Source organism: Kribbella endophytica, assembly GCF_054781295.1.
This window is the reverse complement of sequence record NZ_BAAGUR010000001.1, coordinates 3,489,229-3,511,961: the sequence shown is the minus strand read 5'-3', so window position 1 is coordinate 3,511,961 and position 22,733 is coordinate 3,489,229. Positions and strand designations below refer to the sequence as shown.

Genomic DNA, 22,733 nt, shown 5'->3' with positions numbered 1-22,733 from the left:
ATGGCCGGGCGTGCGGGCCGCCAGTCGGCCGCAGGCCCGGTTCGGTGCCTCCGGCAACCAACTCGGCATGATCGTCGGACCCGCCGTCATCGACGCCGGCGTGGTGTTCACCAGAGGGTGAGCGCTGCCAGGGCGTTCCTGGGTCGAGGGGCTTCGTCAGCGGATGCCGTAGTCGTGGATCTTTCGGTAGATGGTGGCTCTGGACATGCCCAGGGCTCGGGCGGCTTCTCGGCGGTTGCCGTTGTTGTCGAGGAGGCTGCGGATGATGGCGTCGCGTTCGAGGGACTCCAGTTGGCTGAGGCTTCGGCGGCTGATGGACTGGAGGTCGGCGGGGAGATCGCCCAGGACCACTACGCCGGTACGGCGGCGGTGGGCGACTATTTGTTTGAGGACCTGGCGGAGTTCTGCGGTGTTGCCGGGCCAGGAGGACCGTAGGAGTTGGTGGAGGGCCTCGGGGGAAGAGCGGAGGGCTCCTCGGCTCAGCTGGCTCAGGAAGTAGGGGACCAGTTCTCGGATGTCTTCGGAGTGGTGGCGTAGAGGTGGGACGGTGACGGTCAGAGGGAAGAGCGGGAGAAGGTCGCCCAGGTCTGGGTCGGAGGTGCCTGTGGTGGTGAGGGTCAAGGCGACCCAGGGTGGGTCGGAGCGGCGGCGTTCTACGGCGGTGTAGAAGGCGCCGACCAGGTCGTCGAGCTGGGGTGGGGTCAGGTGCTCGGCGTGGCGGATGACCAGGGCCTGGACGGTGTCGTCGGAGAGTTCTGCTTCTACGTCGGACGCGAGGTCCGTTGACGAGGCCGCGTCCATGACGGCGAGGGCGCCGGCGGGGTTGTTCTGCTGGTGGGCGCCGCGGGCGAGGGCGGCCTTGCCGCTGCCGGCTTCGCCGCTGAGTACGGTCCACTGGCCGGCGCGGTAGGCGTTGTCGACGTCTCGGCAGCAGGCGAGCCAGGGGCCGCTGCGGCCGACCATGCCGGGGAGCTCGGGGCGTGGTGGCGGGCGGCTGGCTCGGACAGTCATCACCCCAAGGCCGGGAGCGCGAGGCGTCACTTGGAGGACTGCGGCCGTGGTGCGGACGCCTTCGGGCACAGGGCGGCAGGTGATCCGGACGCGGGTGCCGCTCGGCAGTTCCACGGCGATGGCGGCTCGGCCGTCGGCCAGCAACTCGGAGCCCTGGGCGAGGATGGCCGCCTGGTCACTGTTGTCGAGGTTGCGCCGGGCGTTGGCGTTCATCACCAGGAGGTCGCCGTCGAAGGCGAGCACCATGTCCGCCGTACGACGTCCTGCCTGCAGGTACTGCTCGACGAGCTCCTGCTGGCGCGCCGTGCAGTCGCGCAGCAGCGCCGCGCGGATCTGGTCCGCGGTGGTCTTCGCCAACGCGATCAGCAACGACCCCGCGTCCTTGCGCCAGCAGGTGAGGTCGATGGCGCCGACGGTCTTGCCGGTGATCGGATGCTTGATCGGTACGCCGGCGCACGCGAGGTCCTCGAGATCCTCCGCGTAGTGCTCGTGCCCGAACACATGCATCGGGCCGCCGCGCTCGAGCGCCGTACCGATGCCGTTGGTGCCCGCGAACTGTTCGGAGTAGCTGAACCCCGGTGCGAGATGCACCCGGTCGAGGTGCCGGGTCAGCCCGGTGTCGGAGGTCAGCCGCCGCAGCACCAGTCCGTCCCGCTCGGTCAGGATGACGCTGATCGGCTGCCCGTCGAGATGCTCGTGCAGCCGCAGCAGGACGGGGTCCGCGCTCCGCGCGAGCGGCTGGTCGAGATCCGGGTCGGAGACGTACGGCAGGTCGATCCTGTCGGCGGGCAGGTTGCGCCGGCGCGAACGGACCCAGGAGGCGAGGACCGGACGGCGGACGTCGCCGACCGGGAAGGGGTCGTAGGTCAGGAAACTCAACCGGGCCTTCTCGGCCCGGCCGCTGTCTCCTCCTGTGATGGTTTCCAGTTCCTCCACGACGAGGCCTCACTGTCGAGGGTGGCATCGCTCTCTTCAGCGTAGCCACGCGCGCGCATCCGGTTGTCTCAATTTGAGACAGCCACCAGCGCGCGCAGGGGTTCTGATGGGAGGAGCGGAGAGGGGCACCGGATGGACGGCCAGGAACCCATCGACGAGACCTACAACCCGTGGACGATCGTCAACGCGGTCTTCCACCAGCTCGCCGACGCCGGGCTGCACCCCGTGCTGGGTTCGGCCGGCGATCCGGGCGAGGCGGCCGCCGCGCTGCTGGTCACGCTCGGCATCCGGCCGGCTGTACCGGGTGACGCCCGCAGCCTGCAGGACGCCGCCGCGGAGCTGGCCAGGCTCCGCGACGCGGTCTTCGGGGACCACTGACCCGGATCCGCGCAGTACGGAGTCTCAATTTGAGACCTTCCGTCACGTGCCGGGTGCGTTGTACTGCAAGGGCAAGCAGGACGTGACGCAGTTCACGTCGTACGGCCCCGTGGGGGTGGGGCCCGGCCAGAGGCCACAGCGAGCCACAAGGGAGTGCCATGAGTCGCCAAAGTGTGGCGAAGGCCCACCAGAAGATCCAGGAGCTGTCCTGGGAGCCCGCCTACCACGAGCCCGTCTCCCAGTACGGGACCGACTACACGTTCCAGAAGGCGCAGAAGAAGGACCCGCTCAAGCAGGTCCTGCGGTCGTACTTCCCGATGCAGGAGGAGAAGGACCACCGCGTGTACGGCGCCTCCGACGGCGCGATCCGCGGCAACATGTTCCGCCAGGTGCAGGAACGCTGGCTGGAGTGGCAGAAGCTGTTCCTGAGCATCATCCCGCTGCCCGAGATCTCGGCCGCCCGCGCGATGCCGCTGCTGTTCCGCACGGTCCCGAACCCGGAACTGCACAACGGCCAGGCGATCCAGATGATCGACGAGGTCCGGCACTCGACGATCCAGCAGAACCTCAAGCGCCTGTACATGAACAACTACATCGACCCGGCGGGCTTCAACTCCAGCCTGCGCAACTTCCAGAGCGACTACTGCGGCACCATCGGCCGGCAGTTCGCGGAAGGCTTCATCACCGGCGACGCGATCACGGCGGCCAGCATCTACCTCACGATCGTGGCCGAGACCGCCTTCACCAACACGCTGTTCGTCGCGATGCCGGCCGAAGCGGCCGCGAACGGCGACTACCTGCTGCCGACGGTGTTCCACTCGGTCCAGTCCGACGAGTCGCGGCACATCAGCAACGGCTACGCGACGCTGCTGATGGCCCTGGCCGACGAGAACAACCACCAGCTGCTGGCCCGCGACCTGCGCTACGCCTGGTGGAACAACCACCGCGTCGTCGACGCCGCGATCGGCACCTTCATCGAGTACGGCACGAAGGACCGCCGCAAGGACCGCGAGAGCTACGCCGAGATGTGGCGGCGCTGGATCTACGACGACTACTACCGCAGCTACCTGGTGCCGCTGGAGAAGTACGGTCTGGAGATCCCGCACGACCTGATCGAGGAGTCCTGGAACCAGATCTGGAACAAGGGCTACGTGCACGAGGTCGCGCAGTTCTTCGCCACCGGCTGGCTGGCCAACTACTGGCGGATCGACCCGATGACCGACAAGGACTTCGAGTGGTTCGAGTTCAAGTACCCGGGCTGGTACGACAAGTACGGCGCCTGGTGGGAGAACTACAACCGGCTCTCGAAGCCGAACGGGCACAAGCCGATCGTGTTCGAGGACGTCGACTACGAGTACCCGCACCGCTGCTGGACCTGCATGGTGCCCTGCCTGGTCCGTGAGGACATGGTGATGGGCAAGGTCGACGGCCAGTGGCGCACGTACTGCCACGAGATGTGCAAGTGGACCGACGAGACCGCCTTCCGGCCGACGTACCAGGGCCGGCAGACGCCGAACATGGGCAAGCTGATCGGTCACCGCGAGTGGGAGACGCTGTACCACGGCTGGAACTGGGCCGACGTCGTCTCCGACATGGGCTTCGTCCGCGACGACGGCAAGACGATGGTCGCGCAGCCCCACCTCGACCTGAACCCGGACAAGATGTGGACGCTCGACCATCTGCGGCGCTGTCCCCCGCTGCAGAGCCCGAACGTGCTGCTGAACGAGATGGGCGACGACGAGCGGACGGCCTTCGCGGCCCGGTACGTGCGCGGCGGTCCCGCCGGGCGCGCACCGAAGGACAACTGACCCCTGCCACGGGAGGGCGGGTTCCCCTCACCCGTCCTCCCCCTGGTCCCTCCCCCATCCCGTCGGCGCAGCTGCGAGGAGCCATGGGCGACAAGCACGTCGTGCGGTTCGAACCGGTCGGCATCGAGATCGAGGTCGGCGAGGAGCAGACGATCCTGCGGGCCGCGGCCGAGCAGGGCGTGATGCTGATGCACGGCTGCAAGGAAGGACAGTGCTCGTCCTGCAAGTCGTTCGTGCTCGACGGTGACGACATCGAGCTCGACCGGTACTCGACGTTCGCCCTGCCGGACTACGAACTGGCCGAGGGCTACACGCTGCTGTGCCGGGCGCACGCCTACGAGGACCTCACGATCGAGCTGCTCAACTACGACGAGGACATGATCAGGTCCGGCCTGCCGATCCAGGAGGCCGTCGCCGAGGTGGTCGCGAACATCGCGGTCACCCACGACATGCGGCACCTGGTCCTGCGGCTGCTGGAGCCCGGCGAGCTGAAGTACTTCCCGGGCCAGTACGTCGACATCACGGTGCCCGGGACCCGGGCCACCCGGTCGTTCTCGATGGCGAACACGTCGAGCCGCGAAGGCGGCCAGCTCGAGTTCGTGATCAAGATCTACCCGGGCGGGCTGTTCTCGTCGTACCTCGACGAGCGCGTCACGGTCGGCGACCGGCTCGACCTGACCGGCCCGTTCGGGGTCTTCACCTTGCGCGACAACCCCGGCGCCCGGCTGGTGTTCCTCGGCGGCGGAGCGGGGATGGCCCCGATCCTGTCGCTGCTGCGGTCGATGACCGAGCGGGCGATCGACCGACCGACGACCTTCTACTACGGCGCGCGCGGTCTGCGTGACCTGTGCTTCGACGAGGAGCTGCGGTCGCTGGCCACCACCTTGCCGGACTTCCGCTACCTGCCCGCGCTGTCCGAACCGGCCGGCGAGGACGAGTGGGACGGCGAGGTCGGTCTGATCACCGACGTGGTCGCCCGGTACGAGGACGATCTCGACGGCGCCGACGCCTACGTGTGCGGCCCACCGCCGATGGTCGAGGCCGCGCTCCCCCTGCTGGAACGGCTGGGGGTCGCCCAGAAGCGCATCTTCTACGACAAGTTCACCACCACCGGCGACGCCGGTGATCCCGAGGTGCTGGAGGAAGAAGCCAGATGACGACCACACAGGACTCCCCGCAGGCACGCAGCGTGCCGCAGCCGGTCTTCACCGACGCCGAGGCCGGCGCCAAGGTCTTCCCGGACTCGACGGCCCGCCGGTACAACTACTACACGCCGCAGAAGCGCAAGCAGAGCCACTACGAGGACGTCACGGTCGACGTCCAGCCGGACCCACGGCACTACCTGACCCAGGGCTGGTTGTACGGCTTCGCCGACGGCCGCGGCGGCTACCCGCTGGACTGGACCCAGCTGAAGGCCTGGGGTTCGGACCAGCCCTCGCCGCAGCGCGGGCCTGGCTCCGGCGGAATGATGGTCAAGGAGTGGCCGGCCACCGGGTGGCACGAGTTCCGTGATCCCAACGAAGAGTGGGAGATGACGCTCTACCGGTACAACTCCAACGTCGTCCGGCAGATCACCCAGAACGTCGAGGCGGCCCGGCAGTCGAAGGCCTTCGAGCAGTGGAACCGCAACTGGATCCGGTTCGTCGAGCAGCACGTCGGCGCCTGGATGCACGTCGACCACGGGCTCGGTCTCTACCTGTACGCGAACGCGAACCGGCGGGCCCCCACCAACATGCACAACAACGCGATCTCGGTGAACAGCATGCACCGGATCCGGGCCGCGCAGGACCTCGCGCTGTACAACCTGACGCTGAGCGAGGAGATCGAGGACTTCGACGGCAAGGCCCACCTGGAGACCTGGAAGTCCGACCCGGCCTGGCAGGGCGTGCGGGAGGTCGCCGAGCAGCTGACCGCGATCGACGACTGGTGCGAGGCGATCTTCGCCGCGAACGTCGTGTTCGAGCCGCTGGTCGGCGAGCTGTTCCGCAGCCAGCTGGTCCAGCACGCGGCGCCCGGCAACGGCGACTTCGTGACGCCGACGGTGGTCGGCGCGGCCGAGTACGACTTCGCCGAACGCGACCTGCGCTACACCCGGGCGATGTTCGAGCTGCTCACCAACGACAAGGAGTTCGCCGACCACAACAAGTCGATCCTGCAGGACTGGACGTCCACCTGGACCGAGCGGTCGATCGCCGCCGCCCGCAAGCTGCAGCCGCTGTGGTCGCAGCCGGACACCAAGCCGCCACGATTCGAGGACGGGCTGGACCGGGTGAAGAGCCGCTTCCGCGGCATCGTCGTCGGGCTCGGCCTGGAAGAGCCCAAGGAGCTGGGACTGTGAGCACCGCCTTCACCACCGCAGAGAGCCCGTTCAAGTCCGACAGCACCCCGTCCAACAAGTGCGGGTTCACGCTGATGAACAACCAGGTCGGCGCGGTCGTGGCCGAGGTGATGAGCGGCCTGGACAACGTCACGGTGACGCCGTTGCCGTCGATGATCCGGGTCGACGCGATCGGCAAGATGGAGGTCGTCTACGACGACGTCTCCGAGGCGCTCGGCGAGGAGCAGGGCTACTTCGACGCGGCCCAGTTCGAGGAGAACATGTCCACCCACTACGGGCGGATGATCCACCTCGACGACCGCACGATCATGTTCGCCAACCCCGAGGACGCCGCCGAGTACATCGGCTTCGATCTGACCAGCCGCTGAGATCGTCAGGAGGGGAATCGTGTACGAGCACAACGGTGAGAAGTACTTCGTCGTCGACAGCCACATGCACTACTGGAACGCGGGCCCGGACAACTGGGTGCCGGGCGCCGAGCAGTACGCCAAGGGGTGGATCGAGTGCTTCCACGCCTACCAGAGCCTGGCGCCGAAGGAGACGCACTGGCCGATCGAGAAGTTCATGAGCTACACCGAGGACGACCTGATGAAGGACGTCTTCGAGGACGGCTACGTGGACGTCGCGGTCTTCCAGCCGACGTACCTCAAGGAGTGGTACAAGGAAGGGTTCAACACCACCGAGAAGAACGCCGGCCTGGGTGAGAAGCATCCCGGCATGTTCGTGCTGAACACCAGGTTCGACCCGCGCGACGGCGACGCCGGGCTGGTCGAGCTGAAGGCGAACATCGAGCGGTACGGGTCCCGGGGCGTCAAGCTCTACACCGCCGAGTGGAACAACGGCTCGCGCGGCTACAAGCTGACCGACGCGTCGGCGTACCGGTACCTGGAGAAGGCCCAGGAGTACGGCATCAAGAACATCCACGTCCACAAGGGCCCCACCATCTGGCCGCTGGACAAGGACGCGTTCGACGTCTCCGACGTCGACCACGCCGCGACCGACTTCCCCGAGCTCAACTTCATCGTGGAGCACGTCGGGCTGCCGCGGATCGAGGACTTCTGCTTCATGGCGACCCAGGAGCCCAACGTCTACGCCGGTCTGTCGGTGGTGATCGGTGGGCTGATGGCCGCCCGGCCGCACTTCTTCAGCAAGGTGATGGGCGAGCTGCTGTTCTGGGTCGGCGAGGACAAGATGACCTTCGGCAGCGACTACGGCATCTGGGAGCCGAAGTGGCAGATCGAGGGCTTCGTGGACTGGGAGTTCCCGGACCTGCCGGAGTTCGCCGACTACCCGCGGCTCGGGGTCGAGGGCAAGAAGAAGATCCTCGGGCTGAACGCGGCCAAGCTGTACGACATCAAGGTGCCCGGCGAGCTGCAGCTCAAGGACGCAGAGCCCGCGGCGCAGGACGACGCGAAGCTGGTCTCCCAGTAATGCCGACGACGACGCAGAGGTCCAGGGTGCTGAGCGCCCTGGACCTTGTCCGCGATCCCGAGCTGGACGAGCCGATCACCACGCTCGGGTTCGTCGCGTCCTGCCACGTGTCGGCGGCCGGTGACGTCGTCGTCAGGCTCCGGCTGCCGACCTACTTCTGCGCGCCCAACTTCGCGTTCCTGATGGTCGCCGACGCGTACGACGTACTGGCGGCCCTGCCCGAGGTACGCAGCGTCGATGTGACGCTGGAGGACCACTTCGCGGCCGCGCAGATCAACGCCGGCGTCGCCGCCCGGGCCGGTTTCGTCGCGGCCTTCGACGGCGAGGCCGCCGACGAGCTGGACGAGCTGCGCCGGACCTTCGTGTCCAAGGCGATGCTCGCCGGCACCGACCAGGTCTGCCGGCCGTTGGTTGCTGCAGGCACCGATCCGGCCGACCTGTCCCGGCTGACGCTGGGCGACGTACCACCGTCGGCCGACCTGGACCGGCTCCGCCGCCGGCGGGCCGAGCTCGGCCTGCGCTCCGACGACGGAGCCGCACTGCTGGTCGATCCCGCAACCGGTACGCCGGTCGCGGCGGCCGGCGTACCGAAGCACCTGGGCCTGGCCCGGCTCACCCGGACCGGCATCGAGGCCAACACCGGGATCTGCCGGGGAATGCTCCAGCACCGGTACGCCGGCGCCGGGGTCGGCGAGGAGGGACCAGGATGAAAGCTGTCCGGCTGCACGGGTACCACCAGCAACCAGTGGTCGAGGACGTTCCCGACCCGAAGATCAACGGACCGCTGGACGTGATCGTCAAGATCGGTGGCGCCGGCGTGTGCCGTACCGATCTGCACATCATCGAGGGCCAGTGGGCCGACGCGATGAGCCCCACCCTGCCGTACACGATCGGGCACGAGAACGCCGGCTGGGTCGAGGAGATCGGCTCCGCGGTCACCAACGTCCAGGTCGGCGACACGGTGATCCTGCACCCGACCCCGACCTGCGGGCTCTGCCACGCCTGCCGGGCCGGCAACGACATGCACTGCGAGAACAGCACCTTCCCCGGCCTGGACTCCGACGGCGGCATGGCGGAGTACCTGCTGACGTCGGCCCGGGCCTGCGTGAAGCTCGATCCCAGCACCCAGCCGAAGGACGTCGCGGCGCTCGCCGACGCGGGCATCACGGCGTACCACGCGGTCCGCAAGGCGATCCCCCAGCTGTACCCCGGGACCACCTGCGTGCTGATCGGGGCCGGCGGACTCGGTCACATCGGAATCCAGTGCCTGGCCGCGCTGACCGCCACCAGGATCATCGTGGTGGACCGCAACCCCGAAGCGCTCAAGCTCGCCGAGCAGCTCGGCGCCGACCACAGTGTCGTTGCTGACGGCAACCAGGTCCAGGCGGTCCAGGACCTGACCGGCGGCGCGGGCGCGCACGTCGTACTGGACTTCGTCGCCGAGCAGGGGGCCGAGCAGGACGGCTTCGCGATGACCAGGCCGAACGGCTCGTACTTCGTCATCGGGTACGGCGGGGAGCTGCGGGTGCCGACCCTGGACATCATCTCCACCGAGCGCAACGTGATCGGCAACATCGTCGGGACGTACACCGACCTGGCCGAGCTGATGGCGCTCGCGCAGGGCGGGAAAGTCACCCTGCACACCAGGACCTACCCGTTGGAGGCGGCCGCCGAGGCGGTCGCGGATCTCGACGCCGGCCGGGTGCGGGGGCGAGCGATCCTCGTCCCGTAGCGCACCCACCACACCGTTCGCCCTGACCGGGCCCGTACTGAGGAGCAAACGATGGCCAAGGAACTGCGCTTCGGTGCACAGGCGCGTGAACTGATGCTGGCGGGGGTGGAGCAACTGGCGGAGGCGGTCAGCTCGACGCTCGGCCCGAAGGGTCGCAACGTGGTGCTGGAGAAGATCACCGGCTCCCCCGTCGTCACCAACGACGGCGTCACGATCGCCCGGGAGATCTACCTCAAGGACCAGTTCGAGAACATGGGCGCCCAACTGGTCAAGGAAGCCGCGATCAAGACCAACGACATCGTCGGCGACGGCACCACCACCGCGACCGTGCTGGCGCACGCGATCGTCCGCGAGGGCATGCGGGCGATCGGCTCCGGCGGGAACCCGGTCCTGGTCAAACGCGGGATCGACATCGCGGTGGCCCGGCTGGTCGAGCGGCTGCGTCAGGTGGCGCACCCGGTCGCCACCGAGGAGGACTTCGCCCGGGTCGCGGCGATCTCGGCCAACGACGACAACCTGGTCGGCTCGGTGATCGCAAGGGCGCTGCACTCGGTCGGCGACGGCGGCATCGTCACGGTCGAGGAGTCGGCGGTGCACGGGATCCGGGTGGACTTCGTCGAGGGGTTCGAGTTCGACAACGGCTACCTGTCGCCGTACATGGTGACCGATCCCGGCAGTCTGCAGGCGGTGGTCGACGACCCGTACATCCTGCTCTGCAGCGAGAAGATCTCCAAGGTGCAGGAACTGATGCCGCTGCTGGAGAAGGTGATGCGTGATCCGAGGCCGCTGGTGATCATCGCCGAGAACCTCGAGGGCACCGCGTTGAGCATGCTGGTGCACAACCACATCAACGGGCACTTCCAGTGCGTCGGCGTACGGGCGCCCGGGTTCGGTGACCGGCGGCTGCACAAGCTGGAGGACATCGCCGCGATCACCGGTGGTGCCGTGCTCAGTCGGCACTCGGGCTTCACGCTGGAGAGCATGGGCGTCGACAAGCTCGGCCGGGCCGACCAGGTCCGGGTCACCGCCGAGCGGACCGCGATCGTCGCCTCCCCCGGCCACGAGAAGGACGTCGAGTTCCGGCTCGCCCAGCTGCGGGCCGAGCTGGACCGGGCCACCTTCGGGGTCGACGAGGACGTGCTGACCGAGCGGATCGGCGCGCTGTCCGGCAAGGTCGCGGTGATCTCGGTCGGGGCACCGACCCCGGCCGAGCTGAAGGAGCTCCAGCACCGGGTGGAGGACGCGCTGTCGGCGACCCGGGCGGCGATGGCCGAGGGAATCGTGGCCGGCGGTGGCGTGGCGATCCTGCACGCCGCGTCGGCGCTCGACGACCTCGAGGTGAAGGACGACTACGCGATCGGCGTCGAGATCGTCCGCCGGGCGCTGCGCGAACCGGCGTACCTGATCGCTACGAACGCCGGCTACAACGGCGACGAGGTGCTGGCGCAGATCGACAAGCTCGGCACCGACGACGGGTTCGACGCACTCGACGGCCGGTACGGGAACATGCTCGAGATGGGCATCGTCGACCCGCTCCGGGTGGCCCGGTCGGCCCTCCAGAACGGCGCGTCGGTGGCCGGGCTGCTGCTCACCACGAACGCGATGATCGCCGAGGAGCAGACGCCGTGGGGCGGCAGCGCGTCGCTGATGACCGAGTTCGGGCCGCTGGACGAAGGCCTGCACCAGCCCTCACCGGACTCCAGTACGCCGCAGTCGCTCGGCCTGGGGCCGTCCGTGGGCTGACCTAGCGAGGAACGATTCCGGTCCGTCCCTGCCAGGAGCCGTGCTCCGACAGCGGGCGGAACCGGAGCGTGGCGAATTCGTGGTGGAAGTCCCGGCGCCGCCGTTCGGTCATGGCTGCGGAGTGGCGGGTGGGGTTCGGGACCGAGCTGTGGCCGTGGACCATGTCTTCCATCTGCTGGACGGACTGCCAGATCGAGAACGTGGAGATCGTTCGGGGTGGGCACATCGCGGCCAGGGCCAGGGTCGCCCCGGGGTGATCGCGGACCAGACGTTCCACCGGCTTGCCCCACTTGAGGAATCTCGGGACCTCCGGGAGACGCATCCGGGCGAGGGTGACTGCGACGACGGGCTCGAACTGGTCCCACTCGCCCGCTCTGGCCGGCAGGTCGGGAAGTGCTGCGAGGCGCGACCAGCGGCGGAGGAACTGCATGCGGACGTGCCAGCCTGCCGCCAGTTCCTTGCCGAGGCGATGGTCGGCCAGGAAGGTCGTGAGCGCCGCCTCGTCCTCCCAGCGCGCGAACATCGCCATCCGGCGCAGCTGCATGCGAGCCGGCGAGATGGTCGGGGCACCCAGGCGCATCAGGGCCAGACACTCGGCGTACCGCAAACCGGGTGCGGTCGGCGCCTTCCACAGTGCCCGCGCCGTCGTCGCCGGGCTGAGCTCCGCGAGGTGGAACGTGAAGATCGTCATCGTCGGGCAACTGTCCCACGCGGGGAGATCAGCCGATCGGGTGACGGACGGCGAGCTTGATGGGCGATGTGGGGTGGGTGCGTCCTCCGCGAGGGTTTCGGTATGACAGTTGTCAAGGTGCAGGAGTTGCGGAAGTCGTACGGCGACCGCGCGGTGGTCGACGGGATCTCCTTCAGCGTCGAGGAAGGCGAGACCTTCGGGATCCTCGGGCCGAACGGGGCCGGGAAGACGACGACCGTGGAGTGTGTCGAGGGGCTGCGGGTTCCCGATGGCGGGCGGGTCCGGGTGGCCGGGCTTGATCCGGTGGCTGATCACGCTGAGGTGAGTCGGGTGCTGGGGGCTCAGCTGCAGGAGAGTGAGCTGCAGGCGAAGCTCACGGTTCGGGAGGCGCTGGAGTTGTACGCCGCGTTCTATCCGCGGCCGGCGGATTGGATGTCGCTGGCTGAGCGGCTTGGACTGGTCGCGCACTTGGATCGGCGGTTCGGCGTGCTGAGCGGTGGGCAGAAGCAGCGGTTGTTCATCGCGCTGGCGCTCATCGGGAATCCTCGGGTGGTGGTGCTCGACGAGCTGACGACAGGGCTGGATCCGCGGGCTCGGCGGGACACCTGGGAGATCGTCGAGGACGTTCGGGCGCGGGGGGTGACCGTGCTGCTGGTCACGCACTTCATGGAGGAAGCGCAGCGGTTGTGCGATCGGATCGCGCTGATCGACAAGGGGCGGATCACTGCGCTGGACACGCCGCGCGGGCTGATCAGCCGGATGGCGGGCGGCACGGTCATTTCGTTCACGCCGTCGGCTCCGGTGGAGCTGGAGGCGTTGCCGGGACTGGTGTCCGTTGACCAGCGGGACGGGCGGATCACGCTCAGGGGGACCGATGAGACTGTGACCGCGTTGCTCTCGTTGCTGGCTCGGCACCGGGTGACGGCGCTGCAGCTTCGGGTGACCGACGCGACCCTCGACGATGCGTTTCTCGACCTGACGGGAGCTGCGAAATGAGTGCCACCACCGCTGTGTTCAAGGCTGAGGCTCGGTTGTTCCGGCGGGAGCCGGGAGTCCTGTTCTGGGTGATCGCATTTCCCTCGCTGCTGCTGGGGATTCTCGGCGCTGTCCCGTCGTTTCGTGAGGTGAGCTCGGACCTCGGCGGGCTGCGGCTGATCGACATCTACGTGCCGGTGCTCGTGCTGGTCGCGCTGATCATGGCCGGCGTACAGACGATGCCGCCGGTGATCACCGGGTACCGCGAGCGCGGGATTCTGCGGCGGATGTCGCTGACGCCGGTTCGGCCGGGCGCGTTGCTGGCCGCGCAGATGGGACTCAACGGCGCCGCTGCCGTCGCGTCGGCGTTGCTGTGTCTGACGATCGGCAGGGTTGTCTTCGACGTGCGGTTGCCGCGGCAGGCGTTCGGGTACGTGCTCGCGTTGCTGCTCACGGCCGCGGCCGCGTTGGCGCTGGGAGCGCTGGTGTCGGCCTTGGCCCGTACGGCGAAGATCGCAGGCGCTATCGGGTCCGTGGTGTTCTTCCCGAGCTTGTTCTGCGCGGGGCTGTGGATCCCGGTGCGCGCGATGCCGGACCTGATGGCGCACATCGTCGTACTGACTCCGTTCGGGGCGGCAGCGAGTGCGCTCGATCAGGCGTCGACCGGGCAGTGGCCGGACTGGTCGCACCTCGGGGTCCTGGCGGCGTGGGCGGTCGTCCTGACGGCTGTGGCGGCGCGCTGGTTCCGGTGGGAGTAGGAGACTAGGCGCGTGGACACGGACATCGAGCGGCGGCAGCAGACCTTCCGCAGATGGCTGCCGTACGGGCTGCTCTTCATCGGGACGTCCCTGTCGATCGCGACGGCCGGGCTGATCATGCCGGCCACGGACGACCGGGTCCTGGCCGGCGTACTGGTCGCCGCTGCGCTCGCGCTCGAGGTGTCGTGGAGCCGGACCGAGCGCAGGCGCCCGGGACCGAACCGCCTCTCCTCGGCGTACTACGCCGTGCGCCTGGCGATCGGCTTCGTGCTCACGCTGCTGAACGGGTTCTTCGCCTTCTACGCCGTCATCGGCTACTTCGACACCAACGAGCAGATCGCGAGCCGGCGGTGGAAGCACGTCGCCCTGTTCGGCTGCTCGATCCCCGTCGCCGCCGCGCAGACCAGCGGGATCCCGGTCGGCGACACGATGAAATGGATCGTGTTCGCCGGCCTCCTGGTGGCGAACAACGTGTTGCTGACGAGTGTCGTGCACTTCTCCGAGCAGGAGGACGAGCGGTCCCGGGCCCGGGCGGCGACGATCGTCGAGCTCGAGCGGGCCCAGGCCGAGAACGCCGCCCTGCAGGCACAGCTCCTGGTCCAGGCCAGGGAAGCGGGGATCGCCGACGAGCGCCGGCGGATGGCCGCGGAGATCCACGACACGATCGCGCAGGGCCTGACCGGGATCATCGCCCAGCTGCAGGTCGTCGCGAACATCTCCGACGAGCCGGCCGTCCAGGAGCGCGTCGGCCGCGCGACCGAGCTGGCCCGGCACAGCCTCAGCGAGGCGCGGCGGTCCGTGCAGAACCTCGCCCCGATCGATCTTTCGTACGACGCCCTTCCGGTCGCGATGCGCAAGACCGTCGACCAGTGGGCCGAGCGCACCGCCGTACGGGCTGACTTCACGCTCACCGGTACGGCTCAGCAGCTCCACCAGGAGGTCTCGGCGACCCTCCTGCGGATCACCCAGGAAGCCCTCGCGAACGTCGCCAAGCACGCCTCCGCAGAGCGCGTCGGAGTCACCCTCAGCTTCATCGACGACGAGGTCACCCTGGACATCCGCGACGACGGGAAGGGCTTCGATCCCCTGGCTCGGCGCGGGCGCACCAGCACCGGTGGCTTCGGGCTGGACGGCATGCGGGCGCGCGCCGAACGCATCGCGGGCTCACTCACCGTCGAGTCCGAAGCCGGAGCCGGTACGGCGCTGTCGGCGCGCGTACCGTTGGTTCCCCATGGCTGACATCTCGCTGCTCCTCGTCGACGACCATCCGGTGGTCCGGAACGGCCTGCGCGGCCTGTTCGAGTCGGTCCCGGGCTTCACCGTGCTCGCCGAGGCGTCGAACGGCGTGGAGGCCGTTGCGCTCGCGGTGGAGCTCGACCCGGACGTGATTCTGATGGATCTGCGGATGCCCGGCGGCAGTGGGCTCGATGCCATCACCGAGCTGACCCGCCGGGGTGCTCGGGCGAAGATCCTCGTCCTCACCACGTGGGATACGGACACTGACACGCTGCCCGCGATCGAGGCTGGGGCGACGGGCTATCTGCTGAAGGACGCGCCGGGGCCGGAGCTGTTCACCGGGGTCCGTGAGGCGGCGGCTGGTCGTACGGTCCTCTCGCCTGCGGTGGCGTCTCGCCTCGTCTCAGCTGTTCGTACGCCGACGAGCGCGCTCGCGGCTCGGGAGCGTGAGGTTCTCGGGTTGGTTGCCAAGGGCACCTCCAACCGGGAGATCGCGCGGGAGCTGTTCATCAGCGAGGCGACGGTGAAGACGCATCTGAGTCACCTGTTCACGAAGCTCGGGGTGACGGATCGGGCCGCGGCGGTGGCGAAGGGGTACGAGCAGGGGATCCTCGGCCGGGACTAGGGGGCTGTACGCCGTACCGGGCTAAGGCTGCGGCCGGGGCTAGGGCTGGGGCTGTGGGAAGCAGGCGGCGACCGCGAGGCCGTCGACGAAGTCGTTCATCTCGTGGCCGGAGTGGCCTTTGACCCACTGGAACGCGATGTCCCCGCGCTCGGTCACCAGCTCGACGAGGGGCTCCCAGAGATCCCGGTTGGCGACCGGCTTCTTGGCCGACGTGAGCCAGCCGCGGTCGAGCCACCCGGTGTGCCAGCCGTCGCGGAAGCAGTTCACGACGTACGTCGAGTCGGACACGATCAGGAGCGGGCCTTCGTTCGCTCGCGCGGCCTCGAGGGCGGCGCGGATCTCCATCCGCTGGTTCGTGGAGGCGGCCTCGTGGCCGGACGCGAACTCGGTCTTCGACAGCGCCCAGGCCCAGCCTCCCGGGCCGGGATTCACCGAGCAGGCTCCGTCGGTGAACACGCTGCGTGCCCCGACGGGAACGGTCATGTCGGCCGGTCGAGGACGCCGTACGCGGGTTGTCGCCATAAGACCGAAACAGTACTGCACCGGGCCCTCGCCCTCGGCGACCTGCTCGTCGTAACCTCGGGAGAGGGAGTGAGAGCGATGGAGAGTCTGCGGACGTCGCTGGGTCAGCTGGCGGACCGGTTCCGCCGGCACCCCGTCGCGGTCGCCGACCCGTTCGACACGCTGTGGCTCCAGACCAGGCTCGGCCACCTCACCACGGAGATCCGACGGATCGAGACCGCGCCGCGGATCTACGCGCGAGCGCACCGGTTGATGGCGGTCGAGGCGGCGTACGACGCACTGCTCGACGAAGCGTGCCGCCTGGCCGGCGTACCGGAGAAGGACGGCCCGGAGCGCGGCGAGGACAAACGCTGGCTCGACGAACAGGAACTCGCCGCCCGCGGCTGGACCTGGTGATCAGTCGCTGACCCCACGACTCAGCAGCACCGCGGCGATGAACGTCCGAAACAGCTGCAGCGGATCATCATTGCGCATGGCAACGACCTTCTCGTCCACCCGCTCGACGCCACGCAGCGCGCACGCCAGCTCCGCCAGCGCCCGGGTGTGATACCGAACCGTGAGCTCGGCCGGCTGGGTGATGTCGGGTAGGCGGAAGCCACTCAACCGACCCAGCGCGCGCTCAGCGCCGTCCCGGATCCGCTCCCGCGCCAGCTCCGGGTGCACGGTCAGCGCGGCGTTGTGCGACACCGACTCCTTCACGACGACGCCCTCGATCTCCGGGCAGAACGGGAGCGCCTCGTCGATCGTCACCCGGTCCCCCGAGATCAGCACCACCGGTACGCCGTACGCCAACGCCGCCAGCGCGTTGACACCCGCCTCCCCCGCGATCACGCCGTTGAGCCGCACCTCGGCGATCGCCTTCGGGTTGTACGTGTGGTGCAGGACGGACGACGTCGCGCCCGCCGACCCGTGGTACGAAACGAACATCGCCGCGTCGAAGGACTCGTCGAGCCCCTCCATCATGTACAGCGGCTTGTGCCGCCCTGACAGGTAACTCGCGCGACCGTGCAGCCCGTCCGGGCGCAGGTTCTGCATCGTCGAGTGCGAGTCGTTGACCACGAACTCGGTCGCGCCGGCCGCCAGCGCGCCGTCGATCGCGGCGTTGACCTCCGCCTGCAGCAGCCCGCGGTAGTACTCGTACTCCGCAGCGGGCCCGCGCACCTGGCCCCAGTCGACGACGCCCGTCGTCCCCTCCATGTCCGTGGACAAGAACACCTTCACAGCCGACTCCTCCGATAGGTACCTGCACGGGATCGAAGCACAGGGACCGTACGGTAGGGGCGTGGGTACCTTCGGGCAGCGGGTGGACGCTGTGCAGCGGCGGCGTCGGGGGCTGGGGTTTCCGCTGGCCGTGGTCTACAAGTTCTTCGACGACCAGGGCAGCTACCTCGCGGTGATCGTCACGTACTACGCGTTCGCGGCGATCTTTCCGCTGCTGCTGATCTCCTCGTCGGTGCTCGGGTTCGTTCTCCAGGGCAACGAGGATCTGCAGAAGGCCGTCCTGGAGTCGGCGCTCAAGGAGTTCCCGATCGTCGGGACCCAGTTGGCGACGCCGCAGGGGCTGCAGGGCAGTACGCCGGCGGTGATCGTGGGAACACTGGCTGCGGTGTACGGCGTGATCGGGCTGGGGCAGGCGGTGCAGAACGCGGTCAACGTGACCTGGGGTGTTCCGCGCAACGGTCGGCCCAATCCGTTCCACGGGCGGCTGCGGTCGGGCGCGTTGCTGTCGCTGGCGGGACTGACCGTGCTCAGCTTCGCCACCTTGACGGTGCTCGCGGGTAGTCAGATGTCGATGTCCAGCAAGGTCGCGGACGGCATGGGCTGGCTGGTCTCGGTCGGCTCGGTTCTGGTCCTGACCGCACTGCTGACCCTGTGTCTGAGGCCAGGGAGCAAACCTCGTCCGAAATTCCGGAAGATCCTGCCGGGAGCGTTCTTCACGGCCCTCGGCTGGCACCTGCTCGAGCGGCTGGGCGGGATCTACGTCGAGCACGTCCTCGCCAAGGCCAGCGAGGTGAACGGGGTCTTCGCGCTGACGCTCGGCCTGATCGGCCTCATCTACGCCGCCTCCACGATCGCCGTGATCGGCGCCGAGCTCAACTCGGTGCTCGCCCACCGCCTCTTCCCGCGCTCGCTGCTCGCCCTGTTCAACGACTCGACGGCCGACCTGACCCCGGCCGACCACCGCGCCTACGCGATGTACGCCCAGGCCCAGCGCCACAAAGCCGCCGAGACGATCGAGGTCACCTTCGGCCCCCACGAACCCGGCTCCTGACCAGACCTGTTCAGGCGGCGGGTTTCGTGGGTGGGTGGTACGGCGGTTAAGGTCAGCCGGGTGTCCAGTTTTGATGTTGTTTCGCCCGATCACGAACTGACCGATGTCGAGGAACGCGCGTGGCGGGAGGTGTCCGATGTCGGGATCGCCGTCGCGCGGACCGAGTGGGCAGGCGCTGCTCGCGAGCTGCTGCTGGGAGCGGCCCGGAAGTACCAGGCGCTGGTGCAGCACAAGGACGTCGCTCTCGGCGTCCAGGAGCTGACGGGGATCCGGACCAAGCAGCCGACCCGGCAGTGGATGGGTGGCGTGCTGGCCGAGGTGTCGGCGGAGAGCCTGCGCCGCGAGGAGCCGATGCTGTCGGCGCTGTGCGTGAACACCGATGAGAGCGTGTTCGACGGGTACGCCGCGATCGTGGGCGCCGCGACCGGGACCACTCCCGCGGACGCGGACGTGCACGCCTCGCACGAGCGGCTCCTCGTCTACCGCCACTTCGAGGCGGCCGGGCTGCCGGCCGACGGCGGCACTCCGATCATCCCGTCGAAGCTGAGCGCGGCGCGTGGCCGGGCGCGGAAGGCCGCGATCGCGGAGCGGCCGATCAACAAGTGCCCGAAGTGCAACCTGCAGACGCCGGCCAACGGGATCTGCGACACCTGCGACTGATCGGGGCCGCGGGCCACAGTTGTCGACGGCAAACGCTTGAGTCATTTGCCGTGGGGTGCGAGGTCTGGCCGAGGGTGAGGTTGTGGCTTAGCCTCACCTCAGGCGGGTGCCGCGGGGGTGTCTGCCGGTACGCCGGAACCCGGGGGGGGTTCGGTCACAGGACTGAAGGGCCTGCAGCGTCGTACGGCGTTGCCCGATGTCCCATGTCTGGCCTTCAGAAGGTGTCGGCGTCTGCTGCCTTCACAGGAGGCCAACCATGAGGTCCAGAGCCCGGACCCGCACGACTCGACGTACTGCCATCGCCGGTCTGTCCGCCGGCCTGCTGGTCGCCGCCACGCTGCCCGCCCTGGGCGCGGCGGCTGCCGACCCGTCCCCCATCGTCTCCAACGGCAAGACCTGGTCCGCGACGCCACTGACGGTCGCCGACAGGGTCAACGGCGCGAAGTCGCCGAGTGGTCAGCTCGCCAAGAGTGACCAGGCCCTGATCAACAGCACGTCGGCCAAGCAGGTCCGGGTCGTCGTCAAGCTCGACTACGACTCACTGGCGTCGTACCGCGGCGGACTCAAGGGTCTGCCCGGCACCAGCCCGGCCGTCACCGGCAAGCGCCTCGAGCCGAAGAGCGCGAACTCGGCCAAGTACCTGAAGCACGTGACCGCGGTCGAGGACACCTTCCTCGCCGCGATGCGTGACCGGGTACCGAGCGCGCGGGCCGGCCAGAAGCTGCAGACCGTGTACGGCGGGATCGCGCTGAGCATCGAGGCGAACAAGGCCCGCGACCTGCTGAAGCTGCCCGGCGTGGCCGCGGTCCAGCAGGACAACGCGCAGCAGCTGCTCACCGACTCCAGCGCCGCGTTCATCGGCGCCCCGACGATCTACAACCAGCTCGGCGGAGCCGCGAACGCGGGCAAGGGCGTCATCGTCGGCATCCTCGACAGCGGCGCCTGGGCCGAGCACCCGTCGTTCGCCGACCCCGGCACGCTGCCGGTGCCACCGCCGACCGTCGACGGCGCGCCGCGCGCCTGCAACTTCGGCGACAACCCGCTGACACCCGCTCACGACGTCTTCAACTGCAACCGCAAGCTGATCGGCGGGCAGGCGTTCATGTCCACGTACGACGCGGTGGTCGGCGACGACACGTACGCCGGCACCGCGCGGGACTCCAACGGCCACGGTACGCACACCGCCACGACGTCGGCCGGTGGACCGGTCGCGAACGCCACCCTGCTGGGCATCTCCCGCGGCCCGCTCGCCGGGATCGCCCCGGCGGCGGCCGTGTCGGTGTACAAGGTCTGCGGACCCACCGGCTGCTTCCCGAGCGACTCGGCCGCGGCCGTCGGACGGGCCGTCCTGGACGGCGTGAAGGTGATCAACTTCTCGATCTCCGGCGGCAGCGACCCCTACAGCGACCCGGTCGAGCTCGCCTTCCTGGACGCGTACGCCGCGGGCGTCTTCGTCGCCGCCTCGGCGGGCAACTCCGGTCCGGGCGCGAACACCACCGACCACCGCAGCCCGTGGGTCACCACGGTCGCGGCCTCGACGCAGAGCAGGACCTTCCGCTCGGCGATCACGCTGACCGGCGACGGCGCGACCGCGTCGATCTCCGGGATCTCGGTCACGGGCGGCGTCAGCACGCCGACGCGGGTCGTGCTCGCGTCCGCCCCGCCGTACAGCAACGCGGCCTGCACCACGCCGGCGCCACCGGGGATCTTCGTCAACAAGATCGTCGCCTGTGAGTTCACGCCGGGGCGCGTGCTGAAGGGGTTCAACGTCAGGCAGGGCGGCGCGGCCGGCATGCTGATGTACAACACGACCTCGCCGTCCGACGTGTTCAGCGACAACCACTGGCTGCCGGCCGCCCAGCTCGAGAAGCCCGACGGCGACGCGCTGCTGGCGTTCCTCGCGGCGCACCCGACGACCACCAACGCGTCGTTCACCCAAGGCACCAAGACCACCTGGCAGGGCGACGTGATGACGTCGTTCTCGTCGCGTGGTCCCGGTGGTGACTTCCTCAAGCCCGACGTCACCGCGCCCGGCCTGCACATCCTGGCCGGACAGACGCCGACACCGGAGTCCGCGTCCGAGGGACCGCCCGGGCAGCTGTACCAGGCGATCGCCGGTACGTCGATGTCGTCGCCGCACGTGGCCGGCGCGGGCGCACTCGTCGCCGCGCTGCACCCGACGTGGACAGCAGGGCAGATCAAGTCCGCCCTCAGCACGACCGCCAAGACCACGGTCAAGAAGCCGGACCGGGTCACCCACGCCGACCCGTTCGACTACGGCAGCGGCCGGATCGACCTCACCAAGGCCGGCGACCCCGGTCTGACCCTCGACGAGACCGCCGCGAACTACGCGGCCTCGGCGACCAACGCGCTGAACCGGATCGACCTCAACCTGCCGTCGGTGAACGCGCCGACGATGCCAGGCCTGATCACCGCCGAGCGGACGGTCAAGAACGTCACCAACCAGACGCTCACCTTCACCGCCGTCGGCTCGACGGTCAACGGCGCGAACGTCACCGTGCTGCCGCCGCTGTTCCAGATCAAGCCCGGCAAGACGCAGAAGCTGACAATCGCGATCACCGCACCCGACCTGCCCGACGGCCAGTACTTCGGCCAGGTCAACCTCAAGCAGGTCGGCGGCAGCCGGGCCCTGCACCTGCCGGTCGCGTTCTTCCGCCAGGAAGGCGTCGTACCGGTCGACCAGACCTGTACGCCGTCGACGATCGCGCGCAACACCGGCGCGTCGACCTGCACGGTCACCGTGCAGAACAACAGCCTGCAGAGCACGTCGGTGACGGCCGCGAGCACCCTGAGCTCGCAGCTGCGGCTGAACAGCGTCACCGGCGCGACCAAGGTCGGAACCCAGATCGCGACCAAGACCGCGACGCTGGCCGGGCGCGAGCCCGACCGGCCGGTGATCGCACCAGGGTCGTTGTTCGGGTACATCCCACTCGACACGTTCGCGACCCCGACACCGATCGGGGACGAAGAGTCGCTGAACTTCAACGTTCCGGGCTTCCAGTTCGCCGGGCAGACCTACACCCGGATCGGCGTGACGTCGAACGGGTACTCGGTGGCCGGCGGTACGTCGGGGCCCGAGGACGTCCAGTTCACGCCTCAGACGCTGCCCGATCCGGCGCGTCCGAACAACGTGCTGGCGCCGTACTGGACCGACCTGGACGGGACCGGCGCACCGGGCGTCTTCGCGACCCTCCTGACCGACGGAGTGGCAACGTGGATCGTCGTGGAGTGGCGGGTGAACCTGTTCGGCACCAACACCCAGAAGGTGTTCCAGCAGTGGATCGGTGTCAACGGCGTCGAGGACATCACCTACAGCTACAACGGTCAGCTCGGTGACCCGGGTCCGGCCTACGGCCTGACTGTCGGCGCCGAGAACCGCGAGGGGACGGGCGGCAGCCAGATCACCGGACCGCCGACCGAGGACTACCGGATCACGTCGACGCCGGGGGCACCTGGTGGTTCGATGACGTACTCGATGAACATCAAGGGTGTGCAGAAGGGCACCGGGTCGGTCACGACCGGGACCTCGACGCCACTCGTCAAGGGCCTCACGATCGAGGTCGACAAGATCATCGTCAACTAGCACTTCGTGGTGA

At 68.8% G+C, this 22,733-nt stretch carries 21 protein-coding genes; 17 read left to right on the top strand and 4 right to left on the bottom strand.

Translation table 11 applies throughout. The features are described 5' to 3' along the window. Positions 1-156: 156 nt before the first annotated feature. Positions 157-1,947 (bottom strand): sigma-54-dependent Fis family transcriptional regulator, encoded by a 1,791-nt coding sequence (locus tag ACYVIO_RS16805; RefSeq protein WP_460651705.1) that lies wholly within the window; start codon positions 1,945-1,947, stop codon positions 157-159. A gap of 132 nt (positions 1,948-2,079) precedes the next feature. On the opposite strand from ACYVIO_RS16805, the gene ACYVIO_RS16800 reads away from it, so the two are divergent. The 9 genes from ACYVIO_RS16800 to groL all read left to right on the top strand — a co-directional run bounded on the left by ACYVIO_RS16800 (position 2,080) and on the right by groL (position 11,377). Further along, complete coding sequence (locus tag ACYVIO_RS16800) at positions 2,080-2,325, top strand: hypothetical protein (protein WP_460651704.1); 246 nt, start codon at positions 2,080-2,082, stop codon at positions 2,323-2,325. 158 nt (positions 2,326-2,483) lie between these two features. After that, positions 2,484-4,133 carry a ferritin family protein gene (locus ACYVIO_RS16795; protein WP_460651703.1) on the top strand — a complete coding sequence of 550 codons (1,650 nt, stop codon included), beginning with the start codon at positions 2,484-2,486 and terminating at the stop codon, positions 4,131-4,133. An 83-nt stretch (positions 4,134-4,216) separates the two neighbouring features. After that, positions 4,217-5,290, top strand: coding sequence for an FAD-binding oxidoreductase (locus ACYVIO_RS16790; protein WP_460651702.1), 1,074 nt, complete (start codon positions 4,217-4,219; stop codon positions 5,288-5,290). Next, positions 5,287-6,471, top strand: coding sequence for a ferritin family protein (locus tag ACYVIO_RS16785; protein ID WP_460651701.1), 1,185 nt, complete (start codon positions 5,287-5,289; stop codon positions 6,469-6,471). The genes ACYVIO_RS16790 and ACYVIO_RS16785 overlap by 4 nt, the downstream gene beginning before the upstream one ends. Further along, the gene (gene mimD / locus ACYVIO_RS16780; RefSeq protein WP_460651700.1) at positions 6,468-6,839 is read left to right on the top strand and encodes a propane 2-monooxygenase effector subunit MimD; all 372 of its coding nucleotides are present in this window, start codon (positions 6,468-6,470) and stop codon (positions 6,837-6,839) included. The genes ACYVIO_RS16785 and mimD overlap by 4 nt, the downstream gene beginning before the upstream one ends. Before the next feature lie 19 nt (positions 6,840-6,858). Beyond that, a complete protein-coding gene (locus ACYVIO_RS16775; RefSeq protein WP_460651699.1) occupies positions 6,859-7,902 on the top strand; it encodes an amidohydrolase family protein in 1,044 nt (347 codons plus the stop codon). A 26-nt stretch (positions 7,903-7,928) separates the two neighbouring features. Beyond that, positions 7,929-8,612 carry an iron-sulfur cluster assembly protein gene (locus ACYVIO_RS16770; RefSeq protein WP_460651698.1) on the top strand — a complete coding sequence of 228 codons (684 nt, stop codon included), beginning with the start codon at positions 7,929-7,931 and terminating at the stop codon, positions 8,610-8,612. Continuing rightward, on the top strand, positions 8,609-9,634 hold the full coding sequence (locus ACYVIO_RS16765; protein ID WP_460651697.1) for an NAD(P)-dependent alcohol dehydrogenase: 1,026 nt from the start codon (positions 8,609-8,611) through the stop codon (positions 9,632-9,634). The genes ACYVIO_RS16770 and ACYVIO_RS16765 overlap by 4 nt, the downstream gene beginning before the upstream one ends. 51 nt (positions 9,635-9,685) lie before the next feature. Continuing rightward, complete coding sequence (gene groL / locus ACYVIO_RS16760; RefSeq protein WP_460651696.1) at positions 9,686-11,377, top strand: chaperonin GroEL; 1,692 nt, start codon at positions 9,686-9,688, stop codon at positions 11,375-11,377. A gap of 1 nt (position 11,378) precedes the next feature. Here the strand turns inward: groL and ACYVIO_RS16755 are convergent, their stop codons facing one another. After that, positions 11,379-12,068: a hypothetical protein gene (locus tag ACYVIO_RS16755; protein ID WP_460651695.1), complete on the bottom strand. Its 690-nt coding sequence runs from the start codon at positions 12,066-12,068 to the stop codon at positions 11,379-11,381. Between the two features lie 102 nt (positions 12,069-12,170). On the opposite strand from ACYVIO_RS16755, the gene ACYVIO_RS16750 reads away from it, so the two are divergent. The 4 genes from ACYVIO_RS16750 to ACYVIO_RS16735 are packed head-to-tail and all read left to right on the top strand — an operon-like array spanning position 12,171 to position 15,662. Further along, the gene (locus ACYVIO_RS16750) at positions 12,171-13,064 is read left to right on the top strand and encodes an ABC transporter ATP-binding protein (RefSeq protein WP_460651694.1); all 894 of its coding nucleotides are present in this window, start codon (positions 12,171-12,173) and stop codon (positions 13,062-13,064) included. Further along, positions 13,061-13,801 (top strand): ABC transporter permease, encoded by a 741-nt coding sequence (locus ACYVIO_RS16745; RefSeq protein ID WP_460651693.1) that lies wholly within the window; start codon positions 13,061-13,063, stop codon positions 13,799-13,801. Before ACYVIO_RS16750 ends, ACYVIO_RS16745 begins: the two co-directional genes overlap by 4 nt. 12 nt (positions 13,802-13,813) lie before the next feature. Then, positions 13,814-15,040, top strand: a complete 1,227-nt coding sequence (locus ACYVIO_RS16740; RefSeq protein WP_460651692.1) for a sensor histidine kinase — start codon at positions 13,814-13,816, stop codon at positions 15,038-15,040. After that, positions 15,033-15,662: a response regulator gene (locus ACYVIO_RS16735; protein WP_460651691.1), complete on the top strand. Its 630-nt coding sequence runs from the start codon at positions 15,033-15,035 to the stop codon at positions 15,660-15,662. Before ACYVIO_RS16740 ends, ACYVIO_RS16735 begins: the two co-directional genes overlap by 8 nt. Positions 15,663-15,701: 39 nt before the next feature. Here ACYVIO_RS16735 and ACYVIO_RS16730 read toward each other — a convergent pair whose 3' ends face one another. Continuing rightward, the gene (locus ACYVIO_RS16730; RefSeq protein WP_460651690.1) at positions 15,702-16,145 is read right to left on the bottom strand and encodes a ribonuclease H family protein; all 444 of its coding nucleotides are present in this window, start codon (positions 16,143-16,145) and stop codon (positions 15,702-15,704) included. A 117-nt stretch (positions 16,146-16,262) separates the two neighbouring features. Between ACYVIO_RS16730 and ACYVIO_RS16725 the strand changes: the two genes are divergently transcribed. After that, positions 16,263-16,580: a hypothetical protein gene (locus tag ACYVIO_RS16725; protein ID WP_460651689.1), complete on the top strand. Its 318-nt coding sequence runs from the start codon at positions 16,263-16,265 to the stop codon at positions 16,578-16,580. Here the strand turns inward: ACYVIO_RS16725 and ACYVIO_RS16720 are convergent, their stop codons facing one another. Continuing rightward, positions 16,581-17,405: a M55 family metallopeptidase gene (locus ACYVIO_RS16720; RefSeq protein WP_460651688.1), complete on the bottom strand. Its 825-nt coding sequence runs from the start codon at positions 17,403-17,405 to the stop codon at positions 16,581-16,583. 61 nt (positions 17,406-17,466) lie between these two features. On the opposite strand from ACYVIO_RS16720, the gene ACYVIO_RS16715 reads away from it, so the two are divergent. The 3 genes from ACYVIO_RS16715 (at position 17,467) to ACYVIO_RS16705 (ending at position 22,720) form a co-directional block, all read left to right on the top strand. Beyond that, positions 17,467-18,456 (top strand): YihY/virulence factor BrkB family protein, encoded by a 990-nt coding sequence (locus ACYVIO_RS16715; protein WP_460651687.1) that lies wholly within the window; start codon positions 17,467-17,469, stop codon positions 18,454-18,456. A 60-nt stretch (positions 18,457-18,516) separates the two neighbouring features. Continuing rightward, positions 18,517-19,116: a hypothetical protein gene (locus ACYVIO_RS16710; RefSeq protein ID WP_460651686.1), complete on the top strand. Its 600-nt coding sequence runs from the start codon at positions 18,517-18,519 to the stop codon at positions 19,114-19,116. A gap of 256 nt (positions 19,117-19,372) precedes the next feature. Further along, the gene (locus ACYVIO_RS16705) at positions 19,373-22,720 is read left to right on the top strand and encodes a S8 family serine peptidase (protein WP_460651685.1); all 3,348 of its coding nucleotides are present in this window, start codon (positions 19,373-19,375) and stop codon (positions 22,718-22,720) included. The last annotated feature ends 13 nt before the right edge of the window (positions 22,721-22,733 follow it).

Bases quoted from the DNA above. Each gene is read 5' to 3' on its own strand.
- ACYVIO_RS16800 (WP_460651704.1), top strand. From the start codon at position 2,080: ATGGACGGCCAGGAACCCATCGACGAGACCTACAACCCGTGGACGATC.
- ACYVIO_RS16795 (WP_460651703.1), top strand. From the start codon at position 2,484: ATGAGTCGCCAAAGTGTGGCGAAGGCCCACCAGAAGATCCAGGAGCTG.
- ACYVIO_RS16790 (WP_460651702.1), top strand. From the start codon at position 4,217: ATGGGCGACAAGCACGTCGTGCGGTTCGAACCGGTCGGCATCGAGATC.
- ACYVIO_RS16785 (WP_460651701.1), top strand. From the start codon at position 5,287: ATGACGACCACACAGGACTCCCCGCAGGCACGCAGCGTGCCGCAGCCG.
- ACYVIO_RS16765 (WP_460651697.1), top strand. From the start codon at position 8,609: ATGAAAGCTGTCCGGCTGCACGGGTACCACCAGCAACCAGTGGTCGAG.
- groL (WP_460651696.1), top strand. From the start codon at position 9,686: ATGGCCAAGGAACTGCGCTTCGGTGCACAGGCGCGTGAACTGATGCTG.
- ACYVIO_RS16755 (WP_460651695.1), bottom strand. From the start codon at position 12,068: ATGACGATCTTCACGTTCCACCTCGCGGAGCTCAGCCCGGCGACGACG.
- ACYVIO_RS16750 (WP_460651694.1), top strand. From the start codon at position 12,171: ATGACAGTTGTCAAGGTGCAGGAGTTGCGGAAGTCGTACGGCGACCGC.
- ACYVIO_RS16745 (WP_460651693.1), top strand. From the start codon at position 13,061: ATGAGTGCCACCACCGCTGTGTTCAAGGCTGAGGCTCGGTTGTTCCGG.
- ACYVIO_RS16735 (WP_460651691.1), top strand. From the start codon at position 15,033: ATGGCTGACATCTCGCTGCTCCTCGTCGACGACCATCCGGTGGTCCGG.
- ACYVIO_RS16730 (WP_460651690.1), bottom strand. From the start codon at position 16,145: ATGACCGTTCCCGTCGGGGCACGCAGCGTGTTCACCGACGGAGCCTGC.
- ACYVIO_RS16725 (WP_460651689.1), top strand. From the start codon at position 16,263: ATGGAGAGTCTGCGGACGTCGCTGGGTCAGCTGGCGGACCGGTTCCGC.
- ACYVIO_RS16705 (WP_460651685.1), top strand. From the start codon at position 19,373: ATGAGGTCCAGAGCCCGGACCCGCACGACTCGACGTACTGCCATCGCC.